An 11,538-nucleotide genomic window follows, 5' to 3' on the forward strand; every position below is an offset into this window, starting at 1 on the left:
GGAAGCGAAGATGATCATGGGCCCAGACGAACTCATCCGGATCGCACACGCGGCACGCCGGTACTATCTGCAGGACCGCAGCAGGGTCGACATCGCAGCCGAACTGGGCGTGTCGCGGTTCAAGGTCGCCCGGATGCTCGAGAAGGCGCGAGAGCTCGCCATCGTCACCATCGATGTGCAGCTGCCCGACGCGATCGATCCCGAGCTCTCCATCGGCCTGAAGAACGAGTTCGGGCTCGTCCACTCGATCGCCGTGACCTCGCCGAGTCAGACGCCAGAGGCCATTCGGCAGGCGCTCGGAGAGGCGACGGCCACCCTGCTGCAGGAGATCGTGACACCGGCCGACACGCTGGGGTTCACGGCGGGGCGCACCCTCGACGAGGCGACCAAGCTGCTCGTCGATCTCCCCCACTGCGACGTCGTAGCGCTCGGCGGCATCGCCGGGCCGGTTCGAGAGCACGGCATCGAGATCGTCCGCCGCGTCGCGCGAGCCTCTGGCGGCGAGAGCTATCCGATCTTCGCCCCGCTGCTCGTGCAGGACGACGCGACGGCCGAGGCGCTGAAGGCCGATCCGCTCATCCGGGACGCCTATTCGCGCTTCGGGCAGGTCACGAAGGGCGTCGTCGCGATCGGCAGCTGGAACCCGCCGGACTCGCAGCTGTACGACTCGGCGAATCAGGGCGCGATCGCTCAGGAACTCGTCGATCGCGGCGTCGTCGGAGAGGTCGTCGCCACACTGTACGACCGCAACGGCACCGTCGATTCGACCCTCGATCACCGTTCGCTGGCCATCACGGCGGACGAGCTGCGCCGTGTGCCTGAGGTCATCGGCGTCGCCGGCGGCGCGACGAAGGTCGAAGCGATCCGGGCCGCCCTGCTCGGCGGCCTGATCACCTCGCTCATCACCGACACGGTGACGGCCCGAGCCCTCCTCGACGCCTCATAGCCGTCAGTTCTTCATTTCTGGCACATCTCCGGGTGGGCACCCCACCGGAGATGTGCCAGAAATGAAGAGATAGGGCAGGTCGGCGCGGGTCAGCGTGCCTCGCTGCCGCGGAGGACGAGGTCGGGCTCGAGGAGCACGTCGGGTGGCGTGACGCCGTCGAGCAGAGAGAAGGCCGCTTCGGCGGCGGCGCGGCCGAGCACCGCCGGTGCGGCGTTCGCAACGGAGACGGGCGGGCTTGCGAGCTTCGCGGCCTCGAACTCGTCGAAGCCGATCATGGGCACTCGCCGCCCTGCGGCGGCGAACGCCAGCAGCGCGCCGACGGACGCGCGGTTATTGGCCGTGAACAGGGCGTCGACACCTGCGTCGAGCAGCTCGGCCGCGGCGGTCTGAGCATCCTCCATGGTGTGCGCGCTGTGCCGCACGATCTCCTCATCGACTGCACCGACGGCCTCCGCGTAGCCGCGGAACCGCTCGCTCATCGTCCACATTCCCGTCGTGTCGCCGACATACCCCACCCTGCCGTGCTCCCGCAGGATCTCGACCGCCGCCCGAGCGCCGTGGGCGTTGTCGTAGAGCACGTTGCATGCCGCATGCTCGCTCGGGCGGTCGATGGCCACGACGGGCACGTCGCCCGCCGCCCGATCGAGAGCCGGAAGCTCCTCGCCGGGCGGTCGCACGACCATGAGCGCGTCGACGCGCTGCTCGACCAGGCGGTCGATCAGTCGCGCGAAGCGATCCGGATCCTCCTCGCTGCTCGCCGTGAGCAGAAGCCAGCGCCGCTCGGCGCAGACCCGCTCAGCTGCGCGCGCCATCCCCGACCAGAACGGGTTGCCCAGGTCGCCGATGATCAGCCCGAGAACGCGCGACTGCTGACCCGGTCGGATGCTCGCGGCCGCCAGATTTCGCCGATACCCGAGGTCTGCGATGGCCCGTGCGATGCGATCGGCGAGCTGCGGCCGGATGTTGGTCTCACCGTTGACGAAGCGCGAGACGGTCTTGAGCCCCACATCCGCGCGCTCGGCGACGTCGCGCATCGTCGGCACGCGCCCTGCCCGCTCGTCCGCGGCCGCTCCGGTCTCGCTCATGACCCCTCCCGCGTCAATATTCCCATATCGGCATGGTCGGTCGAGCCGTCTCCTTCGCGTGCCCATTGGCGGTCACGGTGCTCCTCCGGTGGGAACCATGCGCGGCCCCGCGTCCGCGCGCTCACCGGACGGTCCTTATCCCGTTGTCCGCGCTTTCTGGCGGGCCGGCTCGCCGATGCGCACGAGTCGAGCCCAGTGCCCTGCTCCCCCGTTTCTGGTGCACCGGCCAGCCTTCGCTGCCAGGAGGCGAGCGGCCAGCCGTCCCTGAGCGACAGCAGCTCCGAACTCATCCCCGCGCCCACGGTGCGACCCCCGCCGCTCGCGCCGCGATGCGGGCGCCGCTGCACGAGGACGACTCGATCCAGTCAGCCGCCGCCCAAGCGGCGAGCCTCACCGCGTCGCCGGGCGGAGCAGCCCGCAGCAGCCCCGCCAGAAGCCCCGCAGTCGCCGCATCCCCCGCACCGTTGGTCGTACCGAGTCGGTCGACGGGCACGGGTTCGACGCGCACTCGCGCGTGGGCCCATTCAGCACCGAGTGCGCGCAGCACCGGCCCGCCCCGCGCCAGCCGCTCGGCTCCCGCAGCGCGCAGGAGCAGCCCTTCCTCTCCTGCCGAGATCGCGACGATGCCCGCCCCGCGGGCGAGCAGATCCTCCGCGAGCTCATCGGCGAGGCCTGTGCGCGGTGCGAGTCGCAGCGCCGAGGTGAGGTCGTCGAGCGACGGAGTCAGCACGTCGGTGTGCGGCAGCACCTCGGTCAGAATCGCATTCCAGTCGTATCCGCCCGCGGGGGACGCCTCATCGACGACCGCCAGATCGAGCGACGTGGTCGCATTCGCGTCCTTGACCCTTGCGAGGGTCGCCGCCAGCGGGGCTCCGCCGTCGGCCGCGATGCCCGGCAGCAGCGGTGGGTAGCCCAGATGCACGAGCCGTGCACCCGCGGGGTCGAGCGTCGTGCCGTCGAAGGCGTCGTTGGCGCCGGTGTGGTGCCAGAACGAACGGTCCTCGCCGCGCGGCTGCACGACGATCGAGTACGAGGTGGCGTGATCCCGCGTCGTGACCAGATCCGCCCGCACCCCGTCGATCGCGGAGAGCCGGTCGCGCGCGATCGCACCGAGCGCGTCGTCGCCGACCAGTCCGTGCGCCCGCACGGGAATCCCGAGACCGGCCAGCGCGGATCCGGTGTTGGCGATGCTGCCGCCGACGCGCATGCCGAGCGCTCCGACGTTGAACAGCGCGCCGGGTTCGACCCGCGCCTCGCCGGGGAAGTCCGGAACGAGGTCGACGCATACATGCCCGGCGACCAGAACGTCGCCCACCCCGCGAACCTGCATGATGCTCCTCTCGCGGTCCTCTTCGACCGACATTAGACAACGTTGTCTTTATCCCCCTATCCTGGCACCTGATTGAGTGAGTCACAATAACGCCTGCGTTCTTGAGACGAACGATTGAAGGTCGTAGGCGCACAGCGCCGAGCACCTGATTGAGTGAGTCACAACAACGCCTGCGTTCTTGAGACGAACGATCGAAGGTCGCAGGCGCACAGCGCCGAACACCACGCGACGACACGCACAAGCGAAGCAAAGGAGCAGCGCCATGCATCCGTACCGCCTCAACCGACTCTTCGACCCCGATTCCGGCAAGGCCCTCGACGTGGCGATCGACCACGGATTCTTCGGCGAGCGCAGCTTCCTCGACGGTATCGAGGACATCCGTGCATCGGTGCAGACGCTGGTCGATGCCGGCCCCGACGCCGTTCAGATGACACTGGGCCAGGCGCACCACCTGCAGGAGGTGCCGGGCAAGCATAAGCCGGGGCTGGTGATGCGCACCGACGTCGCCAACGTCTACAACTCCCCCCTCGACGAGGAGCTCTACAGTCACCACGTGCCGTTCGCGGTCGAAGAGGCCGTGCGCCTGGACGCCGTCGCGATATGCGTCAACCTGATGCAGCTGCCTGGCCATCCCGGCATCAGGGGCGAGAACATCCGGTCGATCCTCGCCCTGCGCGAGCAGGCGACGAAGTACGGCATGCCGCTGATGGTCGAGCCGCTCGTGATGCAGGACAACTCGGTCGCCGGCGGCTACATGGTCGACGGCGACCTCGACAAGATCATGGCCCTCGTTCGCCAGGGCGTCGAGCTCGGCGCCGATCTGATCAAGGCCGACCCCTGCGACGACCCGAGCGAGTACCACCGCGTGATCAGGGTCGCCGGCTCCGTGCCCGTGCTGGTGCGCGGCGGCGGACGCGTCGACGACCGCACCTTGCTCGAACGCACCGTTGCGGTGCTCGACGCGGGCGCCGCCGGCATCGTCTACGGCCGCAACGTCGTGCAGCACCGCAACCCCTACGGCATCACGGCGGCGCTGATGGCCGTGCTGCACCGCGGCGTCGGCGTCGACGAGGCGCTGAAGCTCGTCGACGAGGTGCGCTCGTGACCGCGCAGAAGCGGGTCGGCGTCGCGATCATCGGCGGCGGCCTGATGGGCCGCGAGATGGCCGCCGCGATCGCCCGCTGGCCCGCGCTCATCGATCACCCGGTCACACCGGAGGTGCGTGCCGTGTGCGACATCAACCCTGACGCCCTTGGCTGGTTCTCCGAGCTGCCCACCGTCGAGCTGACCACGACCGACTACCGCGACCTGCTCGCGGACGACCGCGTCGACGTGGTCTACGTGGCCGTGCGGCACGACCTGCACGCGCAGATCTACTCCGATGTGATCAGGGCGGGCAAGTCGCTGTTCGCCGAGAAGCCGTTCGGGATCGACGGCTCCGCGTCCGACGAGATCATGGCGGCCGTCTCCGAGCATCCGGAGTCGTTCGTGCGCTGTTCGAGCGAGATGCCGTTCCTGCCAGGCGCTCAGGCCGCGATCGACCACGTGCGTTCCGGCGCACTGGGCGAGATCGTCGAGGCGCGGTGCGGCTTCCTGCACGCCAGTGACACCGATCGCTCCAAGCCCGTCAACTGGAAGCGGCAGGCGCGCTTCTGCGGCGAGGCGGGCGTGATGAACGATCTCGGTCTGCACGCGTGGCACGTGCCGCTGCGGCTGGGCTGGAACCCGGATCGTGTGCTCGGCATGCTGCAGAACATCGTCACAGAACGACCGGGCCCGGACGGGACGCCCGTGCCGTGCGACACCTGGGACAACGCGGTCGTGCACGCGCGCATCGCGCAGCAGGGCGGGGCCGACTTCCCGCTCGCGATCGAGACGAAGCGCATCGCGCCTGGCCAGAAGAACACGTGGTTCTTCGAGGCGATCGGCATGTCGGGCGGCGTGCGGTTCTCGACGAAGAACCCGAAGGCGATCGAGGTGTTCCAGATGCCGGATGTTCCGGGCATCGGCCGCGAACAGGCGTGGGCCACCATCGACGCGGGCAGTCAGTCGGTGTGGCCGACCGTGACGGGCGGGATCTTCGAGGCCGGGTTCTCCGATGCGATCCTGCAGATGTGGGCGGCGTTCCTCGCCGAGCGCGAGGGCGTGCTGGGTGAGCGCTTCGGCGCCGTGCGCCCGGATGAGGCGGCCCGCACCCATGCGATCTACGCCGCGGCCATCGCGTCGAACGATTCCGACGCCTTCGAGGCGGTGTGACCCGGGCCGTCTCAGAGTGACCGCCCTTGCACAACGCAGTCGATCTCGCACCGCACGTCGGTATCCGCCGCCGATCCGCGCGGGTCGGCCGAGCCGCAGAGTACGGGCCGACTGCGTTGTGCATGCCGTCAACCCGAGTGGCTACTGCGCCGTGTAGCCGCCGTCGATCGGGAGATGCGCGCCGGAGATCATGCTGGCATCGTCGCTGAGCAGGAACGCGATGGGGCCGGCGATCTCGTCCTCGGTCGCCCACCGCCCCAGGGGCATCGCCTTCAGGAACGGGCCCTCGACATCCGGACGCCCCCAGTACCAGGCGGACATCTCGGTCATCACCACGGTCGGGTGCACGCTGTTGACCCGGATGCCGTGCGGCCCGAGTTCGAGTGCCGAGACGCGAGTGATGTTGTCGAGCGCCGCCTTCGACGAGCCGTAGGCGATGTGACCGTGCAGGGCGACGAGGCTGGCCTGGCTGGAGACGTTCACGATCGCGCCGCCGCCGAGCCGGATCATCTCGCGCGAGGCGTACTTCGTCACGAGCAGCGAGCCGCGTGTGTTGATCGCCATGACCTTGTCGAACACGTCGATGTCGGCTTCCTGCGGCGTCTCGATCGCGCCGCCCCATCCGCCGCAGTTCACCACGCCCCAGATATCGCGCCCCTCGATCGCGGTGCGCACCTCTTCCTCGCTGGTGAGGTCGAAGGCCAGCGGCGTCGCGCCGGTCTCTTCGGCAAGTGCGGCCAGCTCATCGAGGTCGCGTCCACCGGCGAGCACCGTGGCGCCGTCACGCACCAGCCGTCGCACCGTCGTGCCGCCGATGCCTCCCGACGCTCCCGTCACGAGAACCGTGCGCCCGTCGAATCCAGCCATCAGCCGCCGCCCTCTCTTCGCCCGCGTCTTCGCGAGTCGTCCGCACTCACAATGACATCGATGACATGCCGGGCGCAAGTCCGCGGTTCCTGTGCCTTGCGGCACGGGAGACGCCTCCCCTTTTCCGAGGCGCGCACGACCGGCAGAGGCGCGCACGGTCCGCGCCGAAACGGGCGGCTCCTGCGCGGTCGGACTCGCCCGACGCACCAGGGCGAGCGACAGGGCGAGGCTCAGCGCGACTGCGAAGTGAGCCGCTCCACCACGAACCGCACCTGATCGGCCGTGGGGGCTGCGGCGTCCACGGCGATGTGCGCGACCGCGGGCGACGAACCGCCGTCGACGATGTGCGCGTCACGGTCGAGTCCGCGGTTCTCGCGCCGCCTGGCGAGCAGCTCGCTGCCTGCTCTCAGCCACACGACGAACGGTTCGCCGCCCAGCGAATCGACGAGCACGCGCCATTCCTCGCCGCCTGCGAGCTCGGCCGTCCACGGCGCGACCGCCACGGTCGACACGGTCTGCGCAGCCATGGTGTCGCGCAGCGCCGCGTATCTGGCCGGGCGGAGCAGCGGCCGCAGCGATGCGTCGTTCCAGTGCCTGTCCCCGAACAGTCTTTCCGCCTGCAGTCGATCGAGCACCGGGTTCGTCACGACGTCGAGGTCGAGCAGCGCGGCGCCGAGATCGGCGGCCAGCGCTCCCCCCAACGTCGATTTGCCGCTTCCCGCGGGGCCGGCCACGAGAACGACGCTGGCGGAGTGTTCGTGTGTCATAGCTCTGCACGATCCCCGCGCGGCTCGTGGTTGTCAAGTCACCGAGGCGGAGGCGGCGCGGCACTCGGCCCGCCCGCATCGCACAGCCCCAGCACACGACGGGCGTTGTCTGCGTACACGCCGGGCAGCAGGCGTCGCGGCAGATCGGCGGCCGAGATCGACCAGCGGCCCTGCGGCGGCACGTCGGACCCCGGTGCGTAGTCGAAGCTCTCGTCGTCGGTCTCGAGGAAGCGGAAGTGGGTTGTCAGGTCGCCCCTGTGCAGCGGGAACGCATCGGTGCCGAACAGCACCCGGTCCGGATGCCGCTCAACGAGCCGTCGGAACCGACGAGGCTGACGGCCGAGCTCGGCGAGGCGCCCCGCGATGTCGATCGACAGGTTCGGCGCCGCATCCAGCATCCGCTCGACGCGATCGAGATCCTCCGCGACGCAGCCCATGTGCGCACCGATGTACTGCGTGCGAGGGGTCGCCGCAAGCAGCCGTTCGAACGACGTGAGCAGGTCGTCGAAGGAGGGGAACCTCGAGCGGTCGGCGAACGACCACTGCGGCTGCTCCGACAGCTCGTCGAACCGTTCGTTGCGGTGATCGAGCGGTTCGAAGAACGCCCTGGGGTCGGCGACGTGGATCAGCACGGGAAGGCCGAGCTCCCCCGCCGCTCCGAGGATGTCCACCACCTCGGGGGCGTCCGGTCGCACGAGTGCATCGTCACGCCCACGAACGGAGAGCCCGAGGTTCTTCCACACCTTCACGCCGCGCGCGCCCCGGTCCGCCGATTCGCGCAGCTGGCGCTCCAGCACGGCCGCGCCGCCCGACGTGCCGAGCAGATCCCAGTCCAGCTGGCAGAAGGTGAGGAATCGGTCCGGATGCGCACGGTCGTATCGGTCGAGGTTCGCTTCGAGCTCCTCTTCCCAGCGCCCGTCGAGGTTGACGATCGTCCCGACAGCCGTCTCGTCCATCAGGTCGATGAGCGCACCGACATCCGGCGCACACCAATCGTCGGTGAGCCACCTGCCGAGATGGTTGTGCACATCGATCGCGGGTGCGGCCGGTCGTTCCACCGCCGTCGTCGGCAGCTCCAGCTGCGCGCGGGGCTGCCAATCGGCCAGCTTCAGGCTCAGCACGGGCGGGAGGTCCTCCCCACCGTCGATGAGCGGATCATGCATGGCGGTTCACCGGATCCGAGTCGTCGCTTCGCCCTAGCATGCTCGATACACATAGTCGTCCTCGCCCGCCGCGACAAGGTCGAGGTCGCGCAGGATCGTCAGCGGCGCGCGATCCGGAAGCGCGCAGACGCCGTCGAACGTCATGCCCTCTTCCTCCAGCGCGCCCGGGTACTCGATCTGGAGCACATGGTCGCCGTACACGTCGGTGTACGACGCGCATTCCTGCCACACCCCGCATTCCTCCGTCACGGCGAAGTCGAACCCGAGGTCATCGTGCGCGAACTCCGTGATCTCCGCGGCGTTCTTCTGGGCGATCGCCATCCCCGCGTCGTGCGCACGGGAGACGTACGCGGCGGCGAGCGCATGGGCACCGTCCGCATCGATCTCGTCGAAGCGCGTCCAGGTGTCGAGGTTGTCGATCTCGACGGCGTCGAAGCCGTCCGCCGCACAGCCGTCGATCACCGGGCCGATGATGCCGATGATGCCGTCGCGCTGCCCGCTCGTACCGGGATCGAGGACGAACTCATCCGGCCACTCCGGATCGATGATGAGCTCGCCGTCCGAGTCGTGGAGCAGAAGCTCCTCGTGCTCCGACCACAGATCGGCATCATCCGGCTGCGTCTGGAAACCGTTGACGTAGCAGACGCTGTAGGCGCCGGCCAGCGGTTCCGCCGTCGAATCGCGCACGACGACGTCGATCCCGACCGGCCCGTCCCCCAGGTCGAGCTCGTCGTACGCACCGCCGAGCTGATAGTCGAACACGCCGCTCGTCGGCGGCAGCGCCATGTCAGTCGCTGCCGGGATCGGATCATCGGCCGGTTCGCCGCTCTGCGGTGCTGAGGCGCACGCCGACACAGCGGCCATGGCGACGGCCGCCCCCGCAAGAATCATCGTCCTGTTCATCCCTCTGCCTCTCCTACGTCGTCGTTCCTTCGTGCGGGCCGTCACCGCGACAGCACCGAGGTGCTCACGGCGGCGACGGACTCGGCGACGGCGTCGCGCGCCGGCGCCAGGTAGGTGCGCGGATCGGTCACGGCGAGATCCGCCTCCAGCGTCTCCCGCACGCGGCGGGTGAAGTCGACGTTGAGCGCCGTGCCGATGTTGATCTTGCGGATCCCGCGCGCAACGGCGGTGCGCAGCGTCTCGATAGGAACGCCGGATGATCCGTGCAGCACGAGGGGCACCGTCACTTCGGCGGCGATGCGCCCGATCAGGTCGAGGTCGAGCTGCGCGGTCGCCGAGGTCATCGCGTGGGTGCTGCCGACCGCGACGGCGAGTCCGTCGACGCCCGTCGACGCCACGAACGCCGCCGCCTCGCGCGGGTCCGTCCTCACGCCTGGCGCATGCGCGCCGTCCTTCCCGCCGATCTCGCCGAGTTCCGCCTCCACCCACAGCGATGCGCCGTGGGCCTCGTGCGCGAGCGCCGCAGTGGTGCGCACGTTGTCGTCGTAGTCGAGATGCGCCGCATCCACCATGATCGAGGATGTTCCGCGCTGCCGCGCTTCGGCGATGACGGTGTGCGCGAGACCGGCGTCCTGCACATGATCGAGATGGATCGACACCGAGCACGACGACGCCGCAGCGAGTTCGCGGCAGGCCGCGACGAGAGGGCCGTGCAGGCCGCCACGATGGCGCACGGCGTTCTCGCTGATCTGCAGAATGCCCGGCGCGCCCGCCCGCTCGAGCCCGGCCACGATCCCTTCTGCATGCTCGAGGCCGATCACGTTGAACGCCAGCACGGCGCCGCCGTCGCGCACGGCCGCATCGACGAGTGCCCCGGTATCCGCGAGACTCACAGTGCGCTCGTCCGCACGCCGGCACGCAGAGCCGGAGGGAGCAGCAGCCCGTGGGCCTCGGTCAGCTCGTCGCAGAGCCGCCAGATCTGCTCCGGGGTCAGCGTCGACTGCGCATTCGGGTCCATCAGCACGGCCTGCCTGACGAGGGAGGGGTCTCCGGTGCGAGCGGCCTCGACGGTCAGGCGCCCGACCGACACGTACGGCTGATTCACCGCGGCGCACTGCACGGGCAGGGAGCCCATCGGCACGGGCGAGACGCCGGTTCCGTCGACCGTCGCCGGCACTTCCACGACGCAGTCATCAGGCAGATTGTCGATCAGACCGCGGTTGGGCACGTTCACGTGCACCTCGCTCGGCGTGCCGGTGACGAGGGAATGGATGATCTGCGGAGCGTACTCGCTCGCCCCGTCCGGGAGCTCGAGATCGCGCCCCGCAGCGAGCGCGTCGCGCGTCGCTTCGAACTCCGCGACGTTCTCACGGCTGATGTCGACGTATTCGAGGGGCTGCAGGCGGAAGCGCTCGACCTGCTCGTCCGACCGCAGGAACCACGAAAGGTACTCCGCCGAGTGCTCGCTCGTCTCCGTCGGATACCGGCCGAGGCGGCGGAACATCTCGACCCGCACCCGGCGGGCGAGTTCGTCGTCGCCGCGGATGCGCTCGCTCAGCCGCGGATAGAGGTCCTGCCCGTGGTGCGTCCACTCGAGCAGCCACGCCTGGTGGTTGACTCCTGCCGCACGGTATCGGGTCTCCTCGAACGGGACGCCGATGAGTTCGGCGAGGTCGTGCGCGGTCCAGTGCACGCTGTGGCAGAGGCCTGCGACCTTGATGTCCGGGGCGGTGACGGACAGCCACCAGACGTTCATGGCCATCGGGTTCGTGTAGTTGAGCAGCCAGGCGTCAGGGCAGAGATCGCGCATATCCGCGGCCAGATCGCTCAGCACGGGGAACGTGCGCAGCGCACGGAAGACTCCGCCGATGCCCGTCGTGTCGCCGATCGTCTGGCGCAGCCCATGCCGTGCCGGGATCTCCAGATCGGCGAGCGTCGCGTCGATGCCGCCGACCTGGATCATGTTGATGACGAAGTCGGCTCCGTCCAGCGCGGCACGCCTGTCGGTGGTTCCGACGACGACGGCGCGCGCGCCGAGCCGGTCGCTGACGTGGCTCACCGTCGCCTCCGCCACGGAGAGCCTCGCCGGATCGATGTCGTGCAGCACGAAGCGCGCATCGGCGAGCTCGGGGAAGCGCAGGATGTCCGCGACGAGCTGCCGGGTGAACACGACGCTTCCCGCGCCGATGAATGCGATGTTGACCATGCGTCGATCATCCTC

11 protein-coding genes are annotated in these 11,538 nt (G+C 69.5%); 3 read left to right on the forward strand and 8 right to left on the reverse strand.

Annotated features, from left to right (window positions below):
- The first annotated feature begins 10 nt into the window (after nucleotides 1-10).
- Entirely contained in the window at nucleotides 11-946 is a 936-nt protein-coding gene (locus tag DZG09_RS01135) for a sugar-binding transcriptional regulator (RefSeq protein WP_162893086.1), read from the forward strand.
- 89 nt (nucleotides 947-1,035) lie between these two features.
- Here the strand turns inward: DZG09_RS01135 and DZG09_RS01140 are convergent, their stop codons facing one another.
- Nucleotides 1,036-2,031: a LacI family DNA-binding transcriptional regulator gene (locus tag DZG09_RS01140; RefSeq protein WP_119695906.1), complete on the reverse strand. Its 996-nt coding sequence runs from the start codon at nucleotides 2,029-2,031 to the stop codon at nucleotides 1,036-1,038.
- Between the two features lie 286 nt (nucleotides 2,032-2,317).
- Nucleotides 2,318-3,361: a carbohydrate kinase family protein gene (locus DZG09_RS01145; RefSeq protein WP_205529019.1), complete on the reverse strand. Its 1,044-nt coding sequence runs from the start codon at nucleotides 3,359-3,361 to the stop codon at nucleotides 2,318-2,320.
- A 262-nt stretch (nucleotides 3,362-3,623) separates the two neighbouring features.
- On the opposite strand from DZG09_RS01145, the gene DZG09_RS01150 reads away from it, so the two are divergent.
- A complete protein-coding gene (locus DZG09_RS01150) occupies nucleotides 3,624-4,466 on the forward strand; it encodes a class I fructose-bisphosphate aldolase (RefSeq protein WP_119695908.1) in 843 nt (280 codons plus the stop codon).
- Nucleotides 4,463-5,617, forward strand: coding sequence for a Gfo/Idh/MocA family protein (locus tag DZG09_RS01155; protein WP_119695909.1), 1,155 nt, complete (start codon nucleotides 4,463-4,465; stop codon nucleotides 5,615-5,617). The genes DZG09_RS01150 and DZG09_RS01155 overlap by 4 nt, the downstream gene beginning before the upstream one ends.
- A 141-nt stretch (nucleotides 5,618-5,758) precedes the next feature.
- Here DZG09_RS01155 and DZG09_RS01160 read toward each other — a convergent pair whose 3' ends face one another.
- From DZG09_RS01160 to melA, 6 genes are all read right to left on the reverse strand, one after another.
- On the reverse strand, nucleotides 5,759-6,484 hold the full coding sequence (locus tag DZG09_RS01160) for an SDR family oxidoreductase (protein WP_119695910.1): 726 nt from the start codon (nucleotides 6,482-6,484) through the stop codon (nucleotides 5,759-5,761).
- Nucleotides 6,485-6,714: 230 nt separating this feature from the next.
- Complete coding sequence (locus DZG09_RS01165) at nucleotides 6,715-7,251, reverse strand: AAA family ATPase (RefSeq protein ID WP_119695911.1); 537 nt, start codon at nucleotides 7,249-7,251, stop codon at nucleotides 6,715-6,717.
- A gap of 38 nt (nucleotides 7,252-7,289) precedes the next feature.
- Nucleotides 7,290-8,414, reverse strand: coding sequence for an amidohydrolase family protein (locus DZG09_RS01170; RefSeq protein WP_119695912.1), 1,125 nt, complete (start codon nucleotides 8,412-8,414; stop codon nucleotides 7,290-7,292).
- Nucleotides 8,415-8,447: 33 nt separating this feature from the next.
- Complete coding sequence (locus DZG09_RS01175) at nucleotides 8,448-9,317, reverse strand: endo alpha-1,4 polygalactosaminidase (protein WP_119695913.1); 870 nt, start codon at nucleotides 9,315-9,317, stop codon at nucleotides 8,448-8,450.
- 41 nt (nucleotides 9,318-9,358) lie between these two features.
- The gene (locus DZG09_RS01180; RefSeq protein WP_119695914.1) at nucleotides 9,359-10,210 is read right to left on the reverse strand and encodes a class II fructose-bisphosphate aldolase; all 852 of its coding nucleotides are present in this window, start codon (nucleotides 10,208-10,210) and stop codon (nucleotides 9,359-9,361) included.
- On the reverse strand, nucleotides 10,207-11,523 hold the full coding sequence (gene melA / locus DZG09_RS01185) for an alpha-glucosidase/alpha-galactosidase (protein ID WP_119695915.1): 1,317 nt from the start codon (nucleotides 11,521-11,523) through the stop codon (nucleotides 10,207-10,209). The genes DZG09_RS01180 and melA overlap by 4 nt, the downstream gene beginning before the upstream one ends.
- Between the last annotated feature and the right edge of the window lie 15 nt (nucleotides 11,524-11,538).

The sequence above is a fragment of the Microbacterium halotolerans genome, assembly GCF_003569805.1.
Classification (GTDB): Bacteria; Actinomycetota; Actinomycetes; order Actinomycetales; family Microbacteriaceae; genus Microbacterium; species Microbacterium halotolerans.